Below are 22,071 nucleotides of genomic sequence, written 5' to 3' on the forward strand. Positions count from 1 at the left end.
TCCAGATGCCTGAACACGCGTCACCGTATGATGCGGCCGCGCTCCTCGCCGCCGTCGAGCAGTCACCGAAAGCCGTCGCCGTCCACGACAAGGCGGCCTGGGTCGGGATCTTCGCCGCCGACGGTCAGGTGAACGACCCCGTCGGCTCGACGCCGCATGTGGGCACCGGCGCCATCGAGCGGTTCTTCGACACCTTCATCGCGCCCAACACCATCAAGTTCGACGTCCAACACGATGTGGTCGCGGGCATGTCGGTGTTCCGCGACCTGACGGTCTACACCACGATGTCGACCGGCGTCACCATGGAAATCCCGATGCACCTGCGCTACGACCTGGTGGCCGCGGGAGCGGACGGCCCGCCGAAGATCCAGCGGCTGTTCGCGCACTGGGAGCTGCCGTACATGATCATGCAGCTGCTGACCGCCGGCGGCCGCGGCCTGCTGGCGTCGTTGATCCTGGGGCCGCAACTGGTTCGCCATCAGGGATTCGCCGGCGGCGCCGGCTTCCTGCGCGGCCTTTCCGGGGTGCACAAGCGCGGAAAGCGGCGCGTGGCCGACTTCGTCGGCGCCCTGGCGGATGGCGATTCCGCCGGTGTCTCGGCACTGCTGGCTCCGGGTGCCACGCTTAGCCTGGACGGCGTCTCGGAGACATCGATTGCCGAGTTCGTCTCCGCGGCACAGCATCTGGAAGTGGAGAAGCTGCTGGCCGCCGGACCCACCGTGACGGCGACGGCGCATCTGAACGGCCGACGCGGGGTGGCGTTGTTCGAGTTCTCCGGGGGCGCCACCCGTCCGGGGACGATTTCCGCGGTCCGCCTCTACCTCGGTTAGAGAATCCCCGGGATGATCGCTTTGCGCTCGGGCGGGTAGTCCGGGAACTGCTGGCGGTACCACTTGTGGGTCGCCACCGCCCGCGGTCCGAGATTGGCGATGGAGAAGAACACGAAGATCAGGCCGGGCAGCGTCCAGGCCATGATCGCCCAGCCCGTCCACAAGATGAGCTCACCGAAATAGTTGCCCGACGACACCCAGCGAAACGCCCCGCCGTAGGGGATGCGGTAGCCGCTGCTGCCGTCGGCGCGCAGGCCGATCAGGATTCGGTCGGCCTGGAAATTGATCACCCAGCCCGCCACCGCGACCGCGAGCCCCAGGATGAAGCGCGGGTCGACGAACCAGTGCTCGTCTTGCAGATGTGATGCCAGCGCGACCGCGTAACCGTTGGCGAACCCGTTGACGGCGTTGAAGACGAAGCCGAAGGCGATACCGGAGATCGGGAAACGTTTGCCGTCGCCTTTGCGGCTGAGCGGATAGATCAGCCCCCGGTACAGGTAGTGGCACTGCCACAGGATGTACAGCACCACCGCCGGCGCCCCGTGTCGGTGCGCCACCAGCCAGAAGGTCACGGTGAAGGCCCACCACTGCGGGCATTCGAACATCAGCCAGCTGATCTTTCCGGGCAGCGTGAAGCGCTCGTCCGGGTTGGCGAAGCGGCCATAGGGATTGGTGAACCAGAAGCTGCCGGCGAAGGTGACGATCGTCAACACGATCAGGAAGACGATCGCGGCGTGATACAGACCGGCCATCAGGGCGCCTTTCTTCGGAGTCGCAAGGCAGTAGTAGCACATCGGCGCCGCTGGATCGGGCATAGCGCCCGGCGACGACGTCGGCGAGGACGCCCCGATCAGACATTTCATCTGGCAAAATATCGCCTAGTCTGTTCACTAGACATACCGTCCAGTGAGTTATTGCGAGGAGTACGCCCCCGATGCCAGTCACCGATCTGGGTCCCAAGCCGGCGGAGTTCGACCCCGAGTGGGTGCGGGCGAAGTACGCGCTCGAGCGCGACAAGCGCATACGCCCCGACGCGGTGAACCAATTCATCGAGGTCACCGCCGATTTCTCGCACTACGCCGACGATCCGTGGAGTGAGCGCATCGAACGCGAACCGGTGCACGACCACGTCCGGGTGGCGATCATCGGTGCCGGCCTGGGCAGCCTGATCGCCGCTGCACGTCTGCAGGAAGCCGGTATCGACGACATCCGGATGATCGACACCGCCGGCGACTTCGGTGGGACCTGGTACTGGAACCGTTACCCCGGGGTGCAGTGCGACGTCGAGTCCTACATCTACCTGCCGCTGCTCGAAGAGCTGGATTACGTGCCCACCGAGCGCTACGCGCACGGCCCGGAGATCCGCGAACACCTGCAGAACGTCGCCAAGCATTACCGCCTCTACGACAACGCCTTGCTGGGCACCACGGTCACCGACCTGCGCTGGGACTCCGCGGCCGAGCACTGGCTGATCAGCACCGATCGCGGCGATGCGTTCACCGCCACGCTGGTGGCCGTCTCCCCCGGGTCGCTGACCCGTCCCAAGCTGCCGGGCATCCCCGGTATCAACGAGTTCCGCGGCCACACCTTCCACACCAGCCGGTGGGATTTCGGCTACACCGGGGGCGATGAATCCGGGGGCCTGACCGAACTGCGCGACAAACGCGTCGGCGTCATCGGCACCGGATCGACGGGCCTGCAGTGCATTCCGCACCTCGGCGAGTGGGCGCAGCAGCTCTACGTCTTCCAGCGCACCCCGAGCACCGTCTCCGAGCGCGGCAACCGGCCCACCGACCCGCAGTGGGCGGCCTCCCTGAAGCCGGGTTGGCAGCGTGAGCGGATGGAGAACTTCACCCGCGTCACCTGCGGGGTGGAGATGGACCTCGATCTCACCGACGACGGCTGGACGCAGAAGGCACTCGCGCTCAGTGAGCCCGCGATTTTCCGGGAGACCCAGCGTCTGGGCCGCGAGATGACGCCGCAGGAGATCGCCGATTTCCTGTTCCGCGCCGACTACGACGCGATGGAGCGCCTGCGGGCCCGAATCGACGAGACTGTGCGCGACCGCCGGACCGCCGAAGCGCTCAAGCCGTGGTACCGGCTGAACTGCAAACGCCCCGGTTATCACGACCAGTACCTGGACACCTTCAACCGGGACAACGTCACGCTGGTGGACACCGACGGGCGCGGGGTGCAGCGGTTCACCGAGACCGCGGTCGTGGTCGACGACGTCGAATACGAACTCGACGCCCTGGTGTTCGCGACCGGTTTCGAAGTGGGTACCGAGTTCACCCGCCGGCTGGGCTTCGAGATCGTCGGGCGTGACGGGGTGCGGCTGAGCGACAAGTGGGCCAAGGGCATGCGGACCCTGCACGGTCTGCAGACGCACGGCTTCCCGAATTGCTTCTTCCTCGGCTACACCCAGTCGGGGGTCTCCCCCAACTACACCCACACCGCCGAGGAGCGGGCGCGGCATTTCGCCTATCTGGTCGATACCTTCGTGCGCCGCGGCGCGCGCACCATCGAGGCCACCAAGGCCGCCGAGGACGGGTGGCTGGCCGCGATGGACGCGGCCTCGGAGAAGCCCAAGGCCTTCTACGCCGAATGCACGCCCAGCTACCTCAGTTCCGAGGGCGACAAGGAGAATCCGCACGGCATGCTCTCGACGAACTTCGGCGGCAAGCCCGTCGAGTTCTTCGACATGCTGGCCAGGTGGCGGGCCAGTGGCGAACTGGAGGGCGTGATCCTGAAATGACCGAGATGACCGATGCCGCACCGCGATTGACCATGCGCGACCGGCATCGGATCATGACCCGCGAGCACATCATGGCCGCCGCCTTAGAGGCGTTCGCCGAACGCGGCTACGTCGCGGTGACCATCGATGACATCGTGCGCCGGGCCGGGATCGGGCGGGCGACGTTCTATCTGCATTTCGACTCCAAGGCCGCGGTGCTGCGCGAGTTGCGCAATACCCGGATGACCGTCTGGTCCCAGCAGGATGCCCCGCGCGGCGGCAAGGCGGGGCGACCGTCGATCCGGGCGTTCTTCGAGAAGGTGGTCGACTTCTACACCTCCGCACCGCAGCTCTACACTGCGCTGCATCAGGCGCGGGCGGCCGATCCGGAGTTCGCCGCCGCACACCGGGCCACCATGGAGGCCAATGTCGCCGAGTGGGTCGAGGCCGATGCCATGCCCGGCGCGTCCGAAGACCAACTGCGGCTGGCGATCGCGATGATGTACACCATGGTGGATTCCTTCATGCATCTGTGGCTGGTCGACGGCTGGCCGCTGGACCGCGAGGCCGCGATCGAGGCGATGACCGACGCGCTGCACGCCACGATGCGCTGAACCCCAACAGGTGCCCCGCACCGCCCCGGGAATCGGCCGTCACGGGAGCGGTGCCGAGGCCTTGGCGATCGGCGGTTGTCGGACCGTTGCGACAGCATGAAGTGTGCAGATGACGGGTAGCCTGCATATAACCTAGGAGTTATACTCATGCATTGGGAGGTTCTCCTTCTCAAGGAGGTCGAATCCTGGTATCTGGCACTGGACACGAATACCACCGCGGCTGTTGCCGGTGCGATTGATCTGCTCGCCCAAGCAGGACCAACCCTCGGGCGGCCCGCCGTGGAAGAAATCGCCGGATCGAAGTTTCACAATATGAAGGATCTCCGACCCGCCGGGACCACCGTACGTATCTTGTTCGTCTTCGACCCCGGTAGACAGGCCATCCTCCTGCTGGGTGGAGATAAGAGCGGCAACTGGAAACACTGGTACGACAAGAATATTCCGATCGCCGAACGACGATACGAGAACTGGTTAGCAGGAGGTGAATAGGATGGCACGAAGCTGGCGCGATGTTCGCGCCGATGCCATCGCGCAAGGCCGACTCGATCCCGAACGTGCCGCGGCGACACAGAAGGAGATGCGCGACGCGGTTCAAGCACAGCGCCTCGCCGACATCCGCAAAGCACTCGGACATGCACGCCAGGCTGACGTCGCCGCCCTGATGGGCGTGTCACAGGCACGGGTATCCAAGCTGGAACGAGGTGATCTGTCACGGACCGAACTGGGCACCCTGCAGTCTTACGTGGCGGCACTGGGCGGCCAACTGACGATTGTCGCGGCATTCGGGGACGATGCCGTGGAACTGACCACCTGAGCCCGACGGCGTAACCATTCACACGGCACCCCGGTACCTGCCCGGAGTGATCGGCCACGGCATCTAGGGTGACACTCCGGACGAGATGAGCGGTTCTGACGACGAGGGGTTAGCCCGGTGACCGAGCAGCAGACAACGCGTCGCGGCGCCCTGCAGTCGCTGACCACGCTCAGCGTCCGCTATGTCGAACGGCTGATGCCCGACCCGTATCTGTTCGCGGTGATCCTGACCGTGATCGTCGCCGGCCTGGTCGCGGTATCGGTGCGGGGCGCATCGGCCGAGGGCATGCTGACCGCCTGGTACGGCGGGGTGTGGGGTTCGCAGAACATCTTCACCTTCGCGTTCCAGATGGTGCTGATCCTGGTGACCGGCTACACGCTGGCCGAGGCGCCGGTGCTCAAACGGGCCATCGTGCGCGTCGCGGCCGTGCCGCGCAACCAGGTGCAGGGTGCACTGCTGTGCTTTGCGGTCAGTGCGGTGCTGTCGCTGCTGAACTGGGGCCTGGGCCTGGTGGCCGGCGCGCTGGTCGCCCGCCAGGTCGCCAAGCGCTTCCCGGATTCGCATTTCGGCTATCTGATCGCCGCGGCGTTCATGGGTTTCATCGTCTGGACGCAAGGGCTCTCGTCGTCGATCGCGCTGGCCAACACCGATCCGGGTAGTCCGATCAACGTGATCCACAAGGTCGCCGGGTTCACGGTGCCGTTGCGGCAGACCATCTTCCAGCCCTACAGCTGGCTGTCGGTGATCGCGGTGCTGGCCGTGCTGGGGATCACGGTGTGGCGGATGGCCCCGCCGGAGGGGCTGGCGCCGGATCCCGCGGTGTTCGACGACGACGCCGCCGACGCGCCTGCCGACGCGCAGCGCGCCGCGACGTTCGCCGAATGGCTGGAGAACCAGTGGATTCTCAACGTGCTGGTGTTCGCCGCGGGCATCGCCTATTTCGTGATGAGCGGGTTCGCGTTGAACATCGCCTCGATGATCATGCTGTTCACCGTCACCAGCGCGCTGTTGCACCGCACCCCGATTCGGTTCATCCGCGCATTCACCGGTGCAGCGAAGGTCTCCGGCCCGCTGCTGCTGCAGTACCCGCTCTACGGCGGGCTGGTGGGCCTGCTGGCCTATCAGGGTGCCGAAGGCTCCCGGCCGCTGCAGACGGTGTTGGCCCAGATGCTGGTGAGCGGGGCGACGCAGTACACGCTGCCGTTCCTGACGTTCGTCGGTTCGGTGATCATCAGCCTGTTCGTGCCCTCGGGCGGTGGGCACTGGGCGGTGCAGGGCCCGATCGCGGTGGATTCGGCATTGGCGATCGGTCAGCAGTCGCCGGCCTATCTCGGGCTGATCTCGATGGCGGTGGCCGTCGGCGAAGGCGTGGCGAACATGATCCAGCCGTTCTGGCTGCTGCCGCTGCTGGCGATCGCAAAGCTGCATGTGCGTCAGGTGATGGGGTTTACCGTGGTGGCGTTCATCATCGGATTCGCGGTGCTCGGTGCGATGACGTTGGTCGCGCCGCTGATGATCTGAGGAGGTTCGTGCGGTGAGTAGGAATTCGGCGGCACGCGTGCTGGCGTCGGCGGTATTGGCCGCAGCCGTCGCGGCACTGGGGACGGCCTGTGACGCCGACGGGCCGGAGCCGACGGCCACGACCGCCGCGCCGTCGGCGGCACCGATCGGGTTCGTCGAAACCGTCGACGGCACCGACGGATCCGTCACCTACAGCGCGGAACTGCCGCAGCTGCGCGACGGCGACGCCGCGGTGCGCGAGACGTTCAACGCCGCGATGCGTGCCGCCCTCGATCAGCACCTGCAGCCCGCCGCCTACGACGCCCCGGTGACGGTCGCACCCGGAATCCTGGGCGAGAGCGGCCGCAGCCAGGTCTCCCACGTCGGCACCGGCGCGGTCGCCGGGGTGCTGCTGCTCAACATCTACGTCGACCGTGCGGCGCATCCCTATAACACGGTCTCCACGTTGGTCATCGACGCCGTCACCGCCGCGCCGATCGCGTTGACCGATCTGTTCACCGACCCGGCCGCGGGACTGCGGGCGGTGGTCGCAGGCATCGGGGACGCGATCGCCGGCCATGACCTGCTGGCCGGTCAGCGGACACCGCAACCGGTCACCGATCAGTTGACCGACTGGCTGCCCACCGCCGACGGCCTGGTGATCTACCTGTCGGTCGCCCACGTGCTCGGGGACTACTACCCGGTGCTGGTGGACTGGGATGCCCTGGCCGATGTGCTGAAAGATGGGATGCGGGAGAAGCTGACGGAGTAGTCGCCCGTCTGACCGAATCGAAAACGGCCCCCGGACCGAAGTCCGGGGGCCGTTCCTTTAGTAGCGGGGACAGGATTCGAACCTGCGACCTCTGGGTTATGAGCCCAGCGAGCTACCGAGCTGCTCCACCCCGCGTCGGTAGATACGAGGTTACCCAACGGGGGCCAAGGCGCCAAATCGCCTGTTGCCGGCACCGACCGCGTGCCGCCACCAGCGCCCGGAAGATGCGCTCGGGCGGGTAATCAAAATTAACAAAATCCCGTTCGCGGCCACCCTCCCGCAGCCCCGCCGACGCGGACCGCCGCCGGACGCACGCGCCGAAGAACACCGTTATAGCACCAGCCTGTAGCGCTTTACCCGCTATCGCGGCCACCGTCCCGGGCCTTCCGTCCCGCTTCGGCCGCACACCCCACGGGCCGCACATCCCAAAAAATCTGGGAATCCAAAATTAACTTTTTGCTTGCGAGCCCGAACGCGCCGTGTCATGCTGCTGACACAACTCCAATTGAGTCCTGCATCACATCCCCGCCCCGCGGCGGGTCCACAGAGTCGGGAGAGCCTGCGGATGCCTGGAATCGTCGACGGCATTGGCCGTGTACTGAGCTACCGGATGAGCGTCGGAGAGCTGATCGGGCTGGGCCTGATCGTCGGTACGCCCTACCTGATCATCGGGTTGATCTGGTCGTTGACGCACACCGCGCACCTGCACGACATGGCCGGCCTGGACCTGGTGGTGTCCTTCCTCGGCTCGATCGTGTCGTGGCCGGTCCTGCTGGTCTCCAACGTCTGCATGCAGTGACCCGATGGCCGCATCGGATACCGCGCGTCGGCTGATTCAGCGCGCAGACGAACAACTGGTGACCCGTCCGGGCCTGCGGGCGGTGGTCGACTGGCTGGTGCAGTACCTGAGAAACCACCCGATCCAGTCCCTGGGCACCGGCGGCAGCCAGGTGGTGCTCGGGGTGCGGGCCATCCAGTACCTGTTCGTCGACCTGTTCCGCGGCCGGTTCATGGTCGGCGAGTTCATCGACCAGACCGCGTTCGTCGCCGGTGCGGCTTTCCTGCCAACGGTTTTCGTCACCATCCCCGTCGGTGTGACGCTGTCGATCCAGTTCAGCGTGCTGGCCGGGCAGGTCGGCGCCTCATCGCTGGCCGGCGCGGCCACCGGCCTGGTGATCATCCGGCAGGCCGCTCCCCTGGTGGCGGCGATGCTGCTGGCGGTCGCCGTCGGCTCCGCGGTCTGCGCCGACCTGGGATCGCGAACCATGCGCGAAGAGATCCAGGCCATGGAGGTCATGGGGGTCTCGCCGATCCGCCGCCTGGTGGTCCCCCGCCTGGCCGCGCTGATGACCGTCGGCGTACTGCTCACCGGGATCACGTTCTTCGTCGGCTACGTGGCCGGCTACATCTTCAACGTGTTCCTGCAGAACGGCACCGCGGGCTCGTTCATCGCGACCTTCTCGTCGTTCTCCGATGTCGGCGACATGTGGTTGGCGTTCGCCAAATCCGTGGTCTTCGGGATGATCGTCGCGATCGTGAGCTGCCAGAAGGGCCTGGCCAGTCACGGCGGACCGGCCGGGGTCGCCAACTCGGTGAACGCCGCGGTGGTCGAGTCCATCCTGCTGCTGATGTTCGTCAACGTGTTGATGAGCCAGCTGTATGTGATCCTGTTCCCCCGGCAGGCGCTGTAGCCATGGTCATTCCCAGCACTTTTGAGATTCCCGGGCTCCGGCTGATCACCGGTGCGGTCAACGCCGTCTTTCTGGCCGTGGCCCGCGCCGGCCACCTGGTGCACTTCTTCGGGCGCACCCTGGCCTCGATACCGACCATGCTGCGCCACTACCGGCGCGAGATGCTGCGACTGCTCTCCGACATCGCCTGGGGTAACGGCTCGATCGTGGTGGGCGGCGGCACCATCGCCGTCGCGCTGGCACTCGGGGCGATCGCCGGGGCGCTGGTCGCCGTGGAGGGCTACAACGTGCTGGACCTGCTCGGTCTGGGCCCGGCTACCGGCCTGATCTCCTCGTTCGCCACCACCCGCGAACTCGCGCCGATCATGGTCGGAATGGCGTTCATCGCCCAGGCGGGCTGCCGCTTCACCGCCCAACTCGGCGCGATGCGCATCAACGAGGAGATCGACTCGCTCGAGGCGATGGCGATCAACCCCATCCCGTTCCTGGTCACCACCCGCGCGGTCGCCTCGGTGATCGCCGTCGTCCCACTGTTTCTGGTGGCACTCGGCGTCGCCTACCTGTCCTGCCAGTTCTCGGTCATCTTGATCTCCGGGCAGTCCAACGGCTCCTACCTGCACTACTTCTCACTGTTCGTCAACGGCCGCGACGTGCTGTACGCGACGTTCAAGGCGACCGTCTTCGTGTTCGTGTCCTCGACCATCCAGAGCTACTACGGATTCGTCGCCTCCGGCGGCCCAGCCGGTGTCGGGGTGGCGGCCGGACGCGCGATGCGCACCAGTGTCACCGCGGTGGTGGTGGTGAACATGTTCATGACCATGGCGCTGTGGGGCGTCGAGTCCGGCGCCAGGTTCGGGGGCTGATCCGATGCCGAACTCCTTCGACACCGACCCGCGGGGGCCCTCCAACCTGCGGGTGTTCGTGCTGGGCGTGGTGTTCGTCGTCGTCGCGGTGGCCACCGCAACGCTGATGGTCGCCAAATCCCAGGGGAAACTCGATGATCTGGTCCGCATCGACGTGCGACTGTCCAACATCGGCGACGGCCTGCCGCCGCGCTCCGACGTGAAGTACCACGAACTGCTGGTCGGTTCCGTCGACGACATCACCCCCTCCACCCACGGCCTGCCCAACGAGGTCCACGTCGTGCTCAAACCCGAACACGCCGCCAAGATCCCCAATACCGTCACCGCGCGGGTGGTACCGGCGAACCTGTTCGCGGTCTCGGCGATCCAATTGGTGGACAACGGCGCCGCCGACGACCACCTGCGCTCGGGGTCGGTGGTCTTCGAAGACGAGTCGCTGCCCACCGTGCTGTTCCAGAACGTGCTGAACAAGCTGCGGCAGTTGATCAGCCCGCTGGGCCGCAAACCCGACGACACCACCGTCGGAGTGATCGCCGCCCTGGGCACCGCCACCCACGGCCGCGGCCAGGAGCTGACCGACACCGGCCACAACCTCAACGAGATTCTGGCGCAACTGAACTCCGTCGTCGCCGCCGACGACACCGATTCGACCACGCTGTCGGCATTGAGTGCGGCCGCCGAAGGCCTGCAGCGGGTCTCCCCCGAACTGTTCGACGCATTGGACCGCTCGATTCAGCCGATGACCACCATCGCCGATAAGGGTCCGCAGCTGTCCAGCCTGCTCACCGGAGGAACCGACACCGCGACCACGGTGGCCGCCGCGCTGGAGAATCAGGCGGAGCGGATGATCACCATCACCACCGGGTTCACTCCCGCCCTCGGGGTGATCGCCGATCACGCCGACGAGTTCCACGGGGTCTCGACCAAGCTGCAGACCCTGGCCGATCGGGTCTACGACGTCATCTGGGATCCCGAGGAGAAGCTTCTCAAGGTCAAGGCCGCGATCGCACTGACCCCCAGCCGCACCTACGTGCGAGCCGACTGCCCGCGCTACGGCGAGCTCGCCGGGCCGAGCTGCAGCACCGCCCCCGAGGTGCCCACCGCACCGGATCTGTTCCCCGCGTTGGAGTCCCAGGGTGTCTCCCCCACCCCGGGCATGACCGAGAACCGGCCGAACATCACCCCGCCCCGGCACTCCATGCCCGGCGACCCACAGGGACCCCCGATCCCGCCGCCACCGGGACCACCGCCGGCCGGGGACCCGGCCGTCGCTCCCCAGGGCGCGATCATCGGCGGCAACGTCGGCGTGGTCGGCAGCCCCCAGGAGAAGCAGCAGATCAACCTGATCGCCGGAACCTCCGATACCCCCACGATGCTGCTGCTGGCCCCGTTGCTGCGCGGCGCCACGGTGCAACTGTCCCAGAGCGTGAAAGAAGGTGGCCGATGAGAAGTCGCCGTGCATCGGTGATCGGCGTGGCCCTGTTCACCACCTTCGCCCTGACCGTCACCTGGATGGTCTACAACACCCTGCGCCGCGACATCGCCGGCCCCACCTACTCCTACTCGGCGATCTTCAGCGACGCCTCCGGCATGGCACCCGGCGACGACGTGCGGGTGGCCGGAGTGCGGGTGGGCCGCGTCGACCGGGTCAAACTGGAGGGCACGGCGGCCAAAGTCCAGTTCCGGGTGCAGCGCAGCCAGAAGCTCTACCGCGACACGATCGCCTCGGTGACCTACCAGAGCATCATCGGGCAGCGCTACCTCGGGCTGGCCCAGGGATCCGGTGACAACCACGAGATCCTGCCCGACCGCGGCCAGATACCGATGGAACGCACCAACCCGTCGCTGGACGTCTCCTACATGCTCAACGGCTTCGAGCCGCTGTTCGCCGAACTCGACCCCGAGCAGGTCGACAACATCAGCAACGCGACAGTCCTGGCGTTGCAAGGCAATAAAGCGTCGATGCTGACGCTGATCACCCAGGCCTCGCAGATGGCCGAGACGTTCGCCGGCCCCGACGAAGTGCTCAGCGCGCTCATCACCAACCTGGACCGGCTGATGATCGACTTGGCCGAACAGAGCGCCAACATCGAGAACATGATCCGTCAGTCCCGTGACACCATGGTCACGCTGGCCAATCACCGCGAACCGTTGATCGACTCGGTCGGTTCGATCAACGCCACCATGGCGCGGCTGTCCACCATCGTCGACAACATCGCCCCGGACCTCGAAGAGTTCGTCGGGCGCCAGCCCGGTCTGCTCAACTACGGCGTCAACGACGGCCGGGAACGGTTCGCCTACATGGCCGCGAACCTGCCCTACGTCCTGCAGGGCCTGGCGCGAATCACCCAGAGCGGCACCTACACCGACGTCTACGCGTGCGAACTGGACTTCGGCCTGTGGCAGGGCCTGTTCCACTGGTTCCGGGCGTTCGTCGGCGCCGCCACCAACAGCGAGGGTCTCGCGCATCAGCATTCGGCGGCCTGCCGATGAACCTGCTGCCCGCCACCCTCCGGCGCCCCATCGAATCCTTCAGCAGGCCCTGGATGGGCGTGATCTCCATCGCCGTCGTGTCCGCGGTGCTGCTGGCAACCGTGGTCTACTCAGGTCTGGGAATCGGAAAGACCCGCTACTTCGGCGAATTCGCCCAAGCCGCGCAGATCCGCTCCGGTGCGGTGGTGACCATCGCCGGAGTCAAGGTCGGCACCGTCGAACGCGTCAAGCTCGCCGGGGACAAGGTGCTGGTCGGCTTCAACGTCGAGCGCGGCATCCCACTGGGCGCCGACACCCGCGCCGCCATCAAGTTGACCACCATCTTGGGATCGCGCTACCTGGAGTTGTCCCCGGCGGGCGGCGGCCGGCTGGAGAACCGGATGATCACCCTGGCGCACACCGAGGTTCCCTACGATCTGCAGCGCACCCTCGCCGGAGCGACCCGCACCCTGGGCCCGGTGGACGCCAACCGGTTCGTCGACTCGCTGAACATGCTCAACGCCAACCTCGGCGGCGTCGCCGAAGAACTGCCGCAGGCACTGGCCAACCTGCAGGCGATGGCCGACATCATCGCCGACCGGCGCGAACAACTCGGCACCCTGCTCACCAACACCGAGACGCTGACCACCATGCTGCGCGATCAGCGGGCCAACCTCGGCGCACTGGTCATGCAGGGCCGGGATGTGTTGCGGGAGATCGCCACCCGACGTGCCGCCGTGCAGCAACTGTTCGCCAGCGCCACACTGCTGGTGGACCGCGCGCACACAATCCTGGGCGACGAGGCGGCGGTCAACCAGATGATCCGGGACTTCCACGAGTTCATGAGGATGACCGCCGACCACGATGCCTTGCTGCGCAGCTTCCTGCAGTCCACCCCGGTAGCGCTGCGCAACTTCACCAACGCCACCGGCAGCGGCAACGCCGCCGACGTCTTCCTGCCGGCCGGGATCTTCGTGGACTCCTGGATGTGCGCACTGAGCGGACGGGCCCGCCAGTTCAACCTCGTCGAGTACTTCAAGGACTGCGAATGAGGCGCTCCGTGAAGCTGTACGCGCTCGCCGGTGCCGCCGCGCTGGTCCTGGCGGTGACCGGCGCCGCGGTGGTACCGCAACTGATGCCCGACCTGCCGCGGGTGTCCCTGCACAAGACCCAGGTGACCGCCCAGTTCCAAGACGCCGTCGGGCTCTACGTCGGCAACGGGGTGTCGGTGCTCGGCATGGATGTCGGCAAGGTCACCGGGATCACCCCCAGGGGCGGCTACGTCGAGGTGAAACTGTCCATCGACGCCGACATCGACGTACCCGCCGACGTCGAAGCGGTCACCGTGTCCAACTCCGTGCTCACCGACCGGCACGTCGAGCTCACCCCGGCCTACACCGGCGGGCCCAAACTGCGCAGCGGCGACGTGTTGGGCCTGGACCGCACCCGCACACCGGTGGAGTTCGAACGCACACTGACGATGATGCACAAGCTGGGCAGCGCATTACGCGGCGACGACAACAACCAGGGCCCGCTGGGGGAATTCGTCACGCTCGGATCGCAGATCACCGTCGGCAACGGACCCGACATCAAAGCGACACTGGGCCGGCTGTCGGAGGCCCTGCAGGTCGGGGCGGACAAAGGCGAGCACAGCAAGAAGACGATTCAGACGATCATCGCAAGCGTCGCCGAGCTCAGCGAAGCCGCTTCCCGAAACGACGGCGCGCTCCGCGAATTCGGCTCGTATGTGCACCAGCTCAGTGAGATCCTGGCCGCCGAGAATCTGGGCGCCGGTAAGACCGGCGCGAAAATCAACCGGCTGCTGGCCGAGACCTCGCGGCTGCTCGAGGGCAATCAGGATCGGCTCCGCGACGCCTTCGCCGGTGTCCGCACGGTGGCCACCACGCTGACCGACAACGAACGCGACCTGCGCGAAATCCTCGACGTGGGGCCCTTGTTCGTCGACAACTTCTACGACGTCATCGATGAGAACGCCGGCAGTCTGCGGTCCCACCTGCTGCTGACCAAGACGCTGCTCAACAGCCAGTTCGGCAAGGAGATCTGCAACCTGATGGGCCTCAAGCAGCTCGCCTGCGCGACCGGAACCGCGCAGGACTACGGACCCGACTTCGGGCTGGGCAAGATGCTCGACCTGATGCAGGACGGCATCGGAGATCAGCCGTGATGCGGCCGTCGCGCTGCAGGCGCGCCGTACGCGCCGTGCTGGCGATCGCCACCGCGCTGCTGACGGTGGGATGCGGGCTCGATCTGGAGAGCGTCGCGCTACCGGCCCCCGGCGGCGGCGGGCCGTACTACACCATCACCGCGGTCTTCTCCGACGCGCTGAACCTTCCGGAGAAGGCCAAGGTGCGCCTATACGGGGCGCAGATCGGCGAAGTGGAATCGATTTGGGCGCAGGACTTCAACGCCTACGTCACCATGCGGATCAAGTCCACGGTGCCGCTGTATGCCGGCAGCAGCGCCGAACTGCGCTCGGCCACCCCGCTCGGCGACATCTTCGTGCAGATCTGGCCGGACAAGAACCGGCCCGACGACGCCCCGCTGTTGCGCACCGGCGCGGTACTGCCGCTGGAGGCCACCGCCAATGCGCCGACCATCGAGGAACTGATCAGCTCGATGGCGATGCTGGTCAACGGCGGCACCGTGCGCCACCTGGTGTCCATGCTCAACGGGGCGGGCAAAGCGGTCGGCGGGCGCGGCGAGAAACTCGGGCTGCTGCTGGACCAGACCGCCACCCTGCTGTCCCGGATGAGCGCCCGCTCGCACCAGTTGGACCTGACGCTGCGCCGATCCTCGGAGTTGGCCGCGACCATGTCCGCGCGGCAGCACACCTTCGACGACTCCCTGACCCATCTGGCCCCGGCGCTCAACGTCATCTCCGACAACACCTCCGATCTGATCGACCTGGTCGATACCGGTGCGCGGATCACCCGGCAGTTGTCGCGGTTCCCGTCCCTGCAGGGCACCGACACCCGCAGCCTGACCGCCGATCTCAACAAGATGGCGGGCGTGTTCAACGACATCGCCGTCGACCCGGAGCTGTCGCTGATGTCGTTCAACCGGTTCCTGGGCATCTTGATGAAGACGTTCAACGGCACCGCGGCGCACACCAAGGGTGAGATCGACAAGATCACCCTGGTGCCCTGGCCGGACAAGAACTACCCGGGCGATCCGGGCTTCCACTGGACCGACGGCACCGACTGGCATCTGATGATCTCCGACCTGCGCTACGAGTGGAACATGCTGCTCTCCCACATCTACGGACCGCAGCGATGAGACCGTTCCTCGACCTCCTCGACCTGTTCGCCCGGCTGGGCGTCTGGCTGGTGCACGTCGGCTACCGGCGGCGGATCCTGTTGTCCGGCATCGGATTGGCGCTGACCACGCTGTTGGCCGCCGCCTACGTGACGATCTTCGGCGTGGGGATCAACCCGACGCAGAAGACCATCTCGGTGCGGGTGCTGCTCCCGCAGTCCGGTGGCCTGCTGGTCAACCAGGACGTCACGCTGCGCGGTATCCCGATCGGCAGGGTCACCGACGTGCACCTGACCGCCGAGGGAGCCGAAGCCGTCGTCTCGCTGCGCGCCGACCGCCCCATCCCGCGTGACGCCCGGGTCCGGGTGTCCGGGCTGTCGGTGGCCGGCGAGCAGTACCTCGACTTCCGCCCCGACCACGACAACGGGCCCTACCTGACCAACGGATCGCTGATCGGCCAGGAGCAGACCTCCGTGCCGGTGTCGCTGCCCCAGATCATCGACGACAGCCGCGGCGCCCTGGGCCAGGTCGACGCCGAGAAACTGACCGCGGTCTTCGACGAGCTCCGGGTCGGCCCGGACGGCGGCAAGAAGCTGTCGGCGCTGCTGGACGGCACCGTGCTGTTGGCCGCCACGCTCGACGGCGTACTGCCGGAGACGGTCAGCATGCTGCGCAACACCCGGGTCACATTCACCACCTTCGGTGATGTCTCCCCGGGGCTGGGCGGCACCAGCCAAGACCTGAAGAAGATCCTCGACGGGGTCAACACCATGGACGGCGGATTCCGCACCCTGGTGGACCTCGGCGGCACCGAACTGGGCCAGGTGGACAGCTTCATCGGCGACAACCGCGAGAACGTCTACGCCCTGCTGGGCAACCTGACCACCCTGTCGCAGATCTTCTACCAGCGTGTCCCGGCCCTGCAGAATCTGTGGCGACCGGATCACGGTTCCCTGGTGGACCGGCTGGCCGGCACCGTGCACGACGGCGGCATCTGGGTGATCGCCGACATCTACCCGCGGCACCGCTGCGACTACGACCTGCCCCGCAAGCCGCCGTCGGCGGTCGACTTCCCGGCCCCCTACCGCTACACCTACTGCCCCGACGACGATCCGTCGCTGCTGGTCCGCGGCGCCCGCAATGCTCCGCGCCCACCCGGTGACGACACCGCCGGGCCGCCGCCGGGCCATGACCCGCTGGCCACCCTGGAGCCGCCGCCGGTCTATCCGCCCTACACCCTGCCCACTCCCGACGGCGGCCCGGTGCTGCCCGCCTGGATCCCCAATTGAGAAGGAAAGCCGAGCCACATGGGTAAAGCCAGCGCACCCGACGTCTTCGAGCAACTCGACGACCAACCCGACACCGACGCGCCGCCGGCCGACGCCGAGAGCGACACCGACAGCGCGGCCGCCGAGGCCACCGACAGCGCACCCGCGACACCACCGGTGCCGTCACCGCGGCGGCGCGCTGCGACGGCGCTGCTGGCCGCCCTGTTGATCGCGGCGGTGGCCTACTCGGGTTATGCGGGCTGGCGGCTACACCAGATCGATGCGCGCACCGCCGCCGGGCAGGCCGCCCTGGCCGCGGCCAAGGACTACGCCATCACCTTGACCACCCTGGACACCGCCGATATCGACGCCAACTACGCCCGCGCGCTCGACGGTGCGACCGGCGCGTTCAAGGAGGCCTACAGTGCCGGCGCCAAACAGTTACGGCAGATCCTGATCGACAACAAGGCCTCCGGCAAAGGGATCGTGATCGATGCGGCGGTCAAATCCGCCACCACCACCCGCGTCGAGGTACTGCTCTTCGTCGACCAGGCCATCACCAACGCGGTGCGTTCCGAACCACGCATCGACCGCAACCGGATCCAGATGACCATGGAACTCGTCGACAACCGGTGGCTGGCCGGCCAGGTCGACCTGCTCTGAGCGACGAGACGACATCGGAATGACCATGCGACGTCCACGCATCGCCCGAGCGGCCGCACTGCTGTGCGCCGCGGCCGTACTCACCGGCAGCGGCTACCAGAGTTGGCTGCTGTACCGGCACCATCGATCCGAGGCCTCCTCCCGCGAAGCATCTGTTGCGGCAACGCAATACGCGGAGCTGCTGACCACAGCCAGCCCCGCAACCGTCGACCGCCAGATCACCGACCTGCTGGACCGCTCCACCGGCTCCTTCCACGACCGCTACGCGCGGCAGAGCGCCGACCTGCGCGCGATGCTGATCGCCAACCAGGTGACCACCCGCGGCACCGTCGTGGACTCGGCGGTGAAATCCGCCGACGCCGCGTCCGCCACCGTGCTGCTGTTCGTCGAGCAGACCTTCGCCAGCGCGGCGGTCAAACAGGCGCCCGGCGGGCGGGCGGCCGAGGCGGCCCCGGACGTCACGGCCATGGCGATCACCCTGCATAAAGACGCCGGCCGGTGGCTGGTCAGCGACGTGGTGGCGGGACAGCAGCAGCGATGAGGACACCGAAGATGCTCGGCGCCGCGGTGGCACTGCTGGCCGCCGCGACCCTGACCCCCGGCGCCGCACCCGCCGCCGGTTCCGCACCGGGCTTCTGCGACGAGTTGCAGGCGGGCTGGGATGGGAACCGCTGCACGACGCTGGTCGTGTCCGGGCGGAAAGCGGAGCGATACATCGCCTTCGACCTCCCCGAGGCGCTGCTGGACGACGCCGCGACCGGGCCGGTGCTGCGCAACTTCTACCACCGCCTGATGGACGGTTGGCGTGCATCCGGCGCCGAGGCGATACGCGACAGCAGTGCGATCGCCTACTACGACAGCTTCCCCGGCCCGGCGACGGTGCAGTCCCTGGTCGTGCACGAGTGCCTGGAACCGTTTGGCATGCAAGCCAACAACGCCTATCGAACCTTCGTCTTCGACATGCGCACCGGCCGCCGGCTGGGTCTGGGCGACCTGTTCAAGTCGGGGGTCGATCCGATGGCCGTCATCCCGGCCGCGGCGGCCCCGGTGCTGCCCGCGGCCCTGGATGCGGCCGCACCGCCGCACGCACCGAACACCTACCCGTTCACCGTGGCGGAGTTCTCGCCCGGCCCGCACGGCAGCGGATACACCGGCGACTACCGGGCGTTCGCACTCACCGCCGACGAACTGGTGCTGTATCTGCCCGATGTTCCGATGCTGCGCGAGAACCCGCAGCCCGCCGACCGGTTCGTCTGGTCGATGGACGGCGGAGCGGTGGTCGTCAGGGTGCCGTTGACAGCCCTGTCCGACGCATTACGACCGGAATACGGTGGAACATGACACCGCGCAGAACGATCCGAAGGACGACGTCGCCTACCGATAGGAGGACCCACCGATGATGCTTCTGGTACGGATCATCGATCTGGTGGTCAGCATGCTGCGCTACCTCGCCTCGCCCGACGGCCGGGTGCTGCGGATCGGTGTGCTGGTGGTGCTGTTCTTCGGCGCGTTGGTGGGGGCGGCCGGAATCCTCTGGGGGCTCGCCCAACTGCCGCACTATCTGGCCGGGCCTTAACCGTCACACACCGTTCAATCGAAAGGATCGCCGATATGTCGACCTGCCACGACCAGGACAGTCCGGACCGGACCCGCCATCGCGTGCTCACCACCGCCGAGACCCGGATTCACGTCGACACCTACACCCCGCGCTGGGATGACGATGACGACGTCGACATCACCGAGGGACTGGACTTCTGGACGGCCGCCGCGTCGGCCGCCAACGTGATCATGCAGATGAGCATGCCCGGCGTCGGCCACGGGGTGGTGGAGAGCCGGGTGGAATCCGGTGCGCTGATGGAGCATCCGTGGAAAAGGCTGCGCACCACCGCCCAGTACATGGCGGTGGCGATACTGGGCACCGACGCAGAACGCGCCGCCTACCGGGACGCGGTCAACGTGGCGCACCGCCAGGTCCGCTCCACCGCTGACAGTCCGGTCAAATACAACGCCTTCGACCGTGATCTGCAGCTGTGGGTGGCGTCCTGCCTGTTCGTGTTCTACGAGGACACCTACCAGTTGCTGCGCGGCAAGCTGACCGCGGAGCAGGCCGAGAAGTTCTACCACCAGGCCAGCCCGTTGGGCACCACCTTGCAGGTGACCGCCGATCAGTGGCCGGCCACCCGGGCCGATTTCGACGACTACTGGAACGCCACCTGCCAGACGCTGGAGATGGACGACGCGGTACGCGACTATCTGCTGCGTCTGGTCGGCCTGAAGATGATCAACCCGATCTACCGGGTGCTGTTCGGGCCGCTGTTGCGGTTCCTGACCATCGGCTTTCTGCCGCCGGTCTTCCGGGAACTGCTCCGCGTCGAATGGTCGCCGACCGAGCAGCGCCAGTTCGAGAACCTCTTCTTGTTCGTGTCGTTCGTCAACCGCTTCATTCCACGGTTCATCCGGACCGCCAACTACAGTGTGCTGATGGCCGATGTCCGTCATCGCATCCGCAGAAACAAGTCGTTGATCTGATGGCGAGAAACCACGACGACGGCCTCGGGCCCGACAGCATGCTGTGGCACTTCCTGGCCGACCGGCGATACCTGTTCGTACTGCCCCGGGCGGTGTGTCTGCTGCTGTTGGATCCGGGAATCGCGGCCGGGATCACCGATCACGCACTGATGCGCAAACGCATCTGGCTGCACAAGAAGCGCACCTTCACCCAAGCGGTCAACTACGCGTTCGCCGACGACGACATGTCCCCGCAGATGCGGTTCTCCCATGAGCACGTCAAAGGTGTCGACGACACCGGGCGCAAATACCATGCACTGAACCCGGACACCTTCCACTTCCAGCACGCCGCCTACGTCGAGTCGCTGTTCTACATGGTCGAGACGTTCATCCGTCCACTCGACGCCGACGACCGGGAACAGCTCTACGCCGAATGCTGCGCCTGGTATCGCCGGTACGGCATCTCCACCCGGCCCATGCCGGCGAGTTGGCCGGAGTTCGGCGAATACTTCGAGGACTACTGCGGCTCACATCTGATGGCCGGTCCGCACTTCGAACCGTTCCGCGAGCAGATCTTCGCCCCCACCGATTGGTGGATGCGCGCCGTTCCCCAGCCGGCCATCCGGGCGATGCAGCACCCGCGTGCGCTGGAGCTGACCGGGACCACCGTCGGCGTCACCGACCGCTGGTCGTTGCGACAGTTCGTCCTGATGACGCAGCTGTCCACGCTGACTCCCCGACATCATTGGAACGCCCGGGCCCGTACCGCGCTGCGCAAGGCGGCCCACCACCGGTCGCCATCATTCGGCACGGCTCGTGGCTGAGACCGCACCGGCGGTGCGCCGGCGCCCCAAAGACCGCAAGGACCAGATCGCCCGGGCCGCTGCCGAATCCTTCAGCACCCTGGGATATCACGCGGTCAGTGTGGAGAACATCGCCACCGAGGTCGGCATCTCGGCGCCGGCGCTGTACCGGCACTACGCCAGCAAGTACGACCTGTTCCGGGTCGCGGTGTTGGAGCTGGGACGCCAGTTGGTCGATGCGACCGATCCGGCGGGCGAGGCACTCGCGGGCTGCGGCGACGACCCGGCAGCGGTGCTGGATCAGCTGATCCGATCCTTGATCGACGTGGCGCTACGCAACCGAGAATCCGGCGGCCTCTACCGCTGGCAGGCCCGTTACCTCCGCGACGCCGACGCCGTCGAGCTGGTCGAGCAGATCCGGCTGGTCAATCAACGACTCCAGCAGCCGATCGCTGAATTACGTCCCGCCGCACCGGTTCTGCATCAGCAGATGCTGGCCGTGGCGTTGCTCAGTGTGGCCGGCGGTATCACCGACCACCGGGTGCGTGCCGCCCCCGACGACATCACCGATCTGCTGACCGAGGCGTCGTGGGCGGTGCTGAACACTAGCCTGCCCACCCCGGACGACTACACGCCGGGGACGCCCGGGAGCCGCATCTTCACCTCCGACGCCGGGATCTACGAGGCGGTGCTGCACGCGTCGATGACGCTGTTCCATCGGCACGGCTACGCCGAGACCAGCGTGGCCCAGATCGCCAAACTCGCCGGCATGCGGGTTTCGGGTATCTACCGTTTCTTTCCGGGCAAGTCCGACATCCTCAGCACCGCGTTGCGGCGGTCCTCCGACCGGCTCTCCGCGGAGTTGTCGGTGGTCAACACCAAACAGTCCGAACCGGGCGAGGCACTGACCCGGCTGGTCGACATCTACGTCGCGACCTCGTTCGCCACCCCGGAACTGGCGGCGATCTACTACAGCGAACAGGTCAACCTCTCGGCCACCGATCGGGCGATGCTGCGCAATGTGCAACGGTCCACCATCGATTCCTGGGTCGGCCTGCTGCTGTCGGTGCGGCCGGAACTGACCGCGACCGCAGCCCGGTTCCTGGTGCATGCCGCGATGGGACTGGTGGTCGACATCGGCCGGCTGGTGCACTACGACCGTCCCGAGTCCGAACCGGACTCGGTCATGGCCTACGAGCAGGCGTGCGTCCGCGCGCTGATGCACGCGATACTGTTCGGCAACTGAGCCGAACCCGCTGCGCC

24 protein-coding genes and 1 tRNA gene are annotated in these 22,071 nt (G+C 66.9%); 23 read left to right on the plus strand and 2 right to left on the minus strand.

Annotation, left to right across the window (positions count from 1 at the left end; genetic code table 11):
• Positions 1–5 precede the first annotated feature (5 nt).
• On the plus strand, positions 6–830 hold the full coding sequence (locus RCP38_RS13385; protein WP_308473428.1) for a nuclear transport factor 2 family protein: 825 nt from the start codon (positions 6–8) through the stop codon (positions 828–830).
• Here RCP38_RS13385 and RCP38_RS13390 read toward each other — a convergent pair.
• A complete protein-coding gene (locus tag RCP38_RS13390) occupies positions 827–1,585 on the minus strand; it encodes a DUF1295 domain-containing protein (protein ID WP_308477278.1) in 759 nt (252 codons plus the stop codon). The genes RCP38_RS13385 and RCP38_RS13390 overlap by 4 nt on opposite strands.
• Positions 1,586–1,764: 179 nt before the next feature.
• Here RCP38_RS13390 and RCP38_RS13395 point away from each other — a divergent pair, with 179 nt between their 5' ends.
• The 6 genes from RCP38_RS13395 to RCP38_RS13420 all read left to right on the plus strand — a co-directional run bounded on the left by RCP38_RS13395 (position 1,765) and on the right by RCP38_RS13420 (position 7,264).
• Entirely contained in the window at positions 1,765–3,585 is a 1,821-nt protein-coding gene (locus tag RCP38_RS13395; RefSeq protein ID WP_308473429.1) for a flavin-containing monooxygenase, read from the plus strand.
• Positions 3,582–4,178, plus strand: coding sequence for a TetR/AcrR family transcriptional regulator (locus RCP38_RS13400; protein ID WP_308473430.1), 597 nt, complete (start codon positions 3,582–3,584; stop codon positions 4,176–4,178). The genes RCP38_RS13395 and RCP38_RS13400 overlap by 4 nt, the downstream gene beginning before the upstream one ends.
• A 147-nt stretch (positions 4,179–4,325) precedes the next feature.
• Complete coding sequence (locus tag RCP38_RS13405; protein WP_308473431.1) at positions 4,326–4,667, plus strand: type II toxin-antitoxin system RelE/ParE family toxin; 342 nt, start codon at positions 4,326–4,328, stop codon at positions 4,665–4,667.
• A 1-nt stretch (position 4,668) separates the two neighbouring features.
• Positions 4,669–4,992 (plus strand): XRE family transcriptional regulator, encoded by a 324-nt coding sequence (locus tag RCP38_RS13410; protein ID WP_308473432.1) that lies wholly within the window; start codon positions 4,669–4,671, stop codon positions 4,990–4,992.
• A 117-nt stretch (positions 4,993–5,109) separates the two neighbouring features.
• Positions 5,110–6,513, plus strand: coding sequence for a TIGR00366 family protein (locus tag RCP38_RS13415; protein WP_308473433.1), 1,404 nt, complete (start codon positions 5,110–5,112; stop codon positions 6,511–6,513).
• Positions 6,514–6,526: 13 nt separating this feature from the next.
• Entirely contained in the window at positions 6,527–7,264 is a 738-nt protein-coding gene (locus RCP38_RS13420; RefSeq protein ID WP_308473434.1) for a hypothetical protein, read from the plus strand.
• A 61-nt stretch (positions 7,265–7,325) separates the two neighbouring features.
• Here the strand turns inward: RCP38_RS13420 and RCP38_RS13425 are convergent.
• Positions 7,326–7,399, minus strand: a tRNA-Met gene (locus RCP38_RS13425).
• Between the two features lie 430 nt (positions 7,400–7,829).
• Between RCP38_RS13425 and RCP38_RS13430 the strand changes: the two genes are divergently transcribed.
• The 16 genes from RCP38_RS13430 to RCP38_RS13505 are packed head-to-tail and all read left to right on the plus strand — an operon-like array spanning position 7,830 to position 22,054.
• The gene (locus RCP38_RS13430) at positions 7,830–8,063 is read left to right on the plus strand and encodes a hypothetical protein (RefSeq protein ID WP_373692360.1); all 234 of its coding nucleotides are present in this window, start codon (positions 7,830–7,832) and stop codon (positions 8,061–8,063) included.
• A 4-nt stretch (positions 8,064–8,067) separates the two neighbouring features.
• Entirely contained in the window at positions 8,068–8,955 is an 888-nt protein-coding gene (locus tag RCP38_RS13435) for an MlaE family ABC transporter permease (protein ID WP_308473435.1), read from the plus strand.
• A gap of 2 nt (positions 8,956–8,957) precedes the next feature.
• Positions 8,958–9,818 carry an ABC transporter permease gene (locus RCP38_RS13440; protein WP_373692361.1) on the plus strand — a complete coding sequence of 287 codons (861 nt, stop codon included), beginning with the start codon at positions 8,958–8,960 and terminating at the stop codon, positions 9,816–9,818.
• Positions 9,819–9,822: 4 nt separating this feature from the next.
• Entirely contained in the window at positions 9,823–11,265 is a 1,443-nt protein-coding gene (locus tag RCP38_RS13445; RefSeq protein WP_308473436.1) for an MlaD family protein, read from the plus strand.
• Complete coding sequence (locus RCP38_RS13450) at positions 11,262–12,311, plus strand: MlaD family protein (protein ID WP_308473437.1); 1,050 nt, start codon at positions 11,262–11,264, stop codon at positions 12,309–12,311. The genes RCP38_RS13445 and RCP38_RS13450 overlap by 4 nt, the downstream gene beginning before the upstream one ends.
• Positions 12,308–13,342, plus strand: coding sequence for an MCE family protein (locus RCP38_RS13455; RefSeq protein ID WP_308473438.1), 1,035 nt, complete (start codon positions 12,308–12,310; stop codon positions 13,340–13,342). The genes RCP38_RS13450 and RCP38_RS13455 overlap by 4 nt, the downstream gene beginning before the upstream one ends.
• The gene (locus RCP38_RS13460; protein WP_308473439.1) at positions 13,339–14,475 is read left to right on the plus strand and encodes an MCE family protein; all 1,137 of its coding nucleotides are present in this window, start codon (positions 13,339–13,341) and stop codon (positions 14,473–14,475) included. Before RCP38_RS13455 ends, RCP38_RS13460 begins: the two co-directional genes overlap by 4 nt.
• A complete protein-coding gene (locus tag RCP38_RS13465) occupies positions 14,475–15,587 on the plus strand; it encodes an MlaD family protein (protein WP_308477284.1) in 1,113 nt (370 codons plus the stop codon). The genes RCP38_RS13460 and RCP38_RS13465 overlap by 1 nt, the downstream gene beginning before the upstream one ends.
• Positions 15,584–16,855, plus strand: coding sequence for an MlaD family protein (locus RCP38_RS13470; protein WP_308473440.1), 1,272 nt, complete (start codon positions 15,584–15,586; stop codon positions 16,853–16,855). Before RCP38_RS13465 ends, RCP38_RS13470 begins: the two co-directional genes overlap by 4 nt.
• An 18-nt stretch (positions 16,856–16,873) precedes the next feature.
• Positions 16,874–17,497: an Mce protein gene (locus RCP38_RS13475; protein ID WP_308473441.1), complete on the plus strand. Its 624-nt coding sequence runs from the start codon at positions 16,874–16,876 to the stop codon at positions 17,495–17,497.
• A gap of 25 nt (positions 17,498–17,522) precedes the next feature.
• Positions 17,523–18,038: a hypothetical protein gene (locus tag RCP38_RS13480; RefSeq protein ID WP_308473442.1), complete on the plus strand. Its 516-nt coding sequence runs from the start codon at positions 17,523–17,525 to the stop codon at positions 18,036–18,038.
• Positions 18,035–18,838: a hypothetical protein gene (locus tag RCP38_RS13485; protein ID WP_308473443.1), complete on the plus strand. Its 804-nt coding sequence runs from the start codon at positions 18,035–18,037 to the stop codon at positions 18,836–18,838. Before RCP38_RS13480 ends, RCP38_RS13485 begins: the two co-directional genes overlap by 4 nt.
• A gap of 55 nt (positions 18,839–18,893) precedes the next feature.
• The gene (locus tag RCP38_RS13490) at positions 18,894–19,073 is read left to right on the plus strand and encodes a hypothetical protein (RefSeq protein WP_308473444.1); all 180 of its coding nucleotides are present in this window, start codon (positions 18,894–18,896) and stop codon (positions 19,071–19,073) included.
• 35 nt (positions 19,074–19,108) lie between these two features.
• Positions 19,109–20,026 (plus strand): oxygenase MpaB family protein, encoded by a 918-nt coding sequence (locus RCP38_RS13495; protein ID WP_308473445.1) that lies wholly within the window; start codon positions 19,109–19,111, stop codon positions 20,024–20,026.
• The gene (locus RCP38_RS13500; RefSeq protein ID WP_308473446.1) at positions 20,026–20,829 is read left to right on the plus strand and encodes an oxygenase MpaB family protein; all 804 of its coding nucleotides are present in this window, start codon (positions 20,026–20,028) and stop codon (positions 20,827–20,829) included. Before RCP38_RS13495 ends, RCP38_RS13500 begins: the two co-directional genes overlap by 1 nt.
• On the plus strand, positions 20,822–22,054 hold the full coding sequence (locus tag RCP38_RS13505) for a TetR/AcrR family transcriptional regulator (protein ID WP_308473447.1): 1,233 nt from the start codon (positions 20,822–20,824) through the stop codon (positions 22,052–22,054). The genes RCP38_RS13500 and RCP38_RS13505 overlap by 8 nt, the downstream gene beginning before the upstream one ends.
• Positions 22,055–22,071 lie beyond the last annotated feature (17 nt).

It is taken from the genome of Mycolicibacter sp. MU0083, from assembly GCF_963378075.1.
Lineage (GTDB): Bacteria > Actinomycetota > Actinomycetes > Mycobacteriales > Mycobacteriaceae > Mycobacterium > Mycobacterium kokjensenii.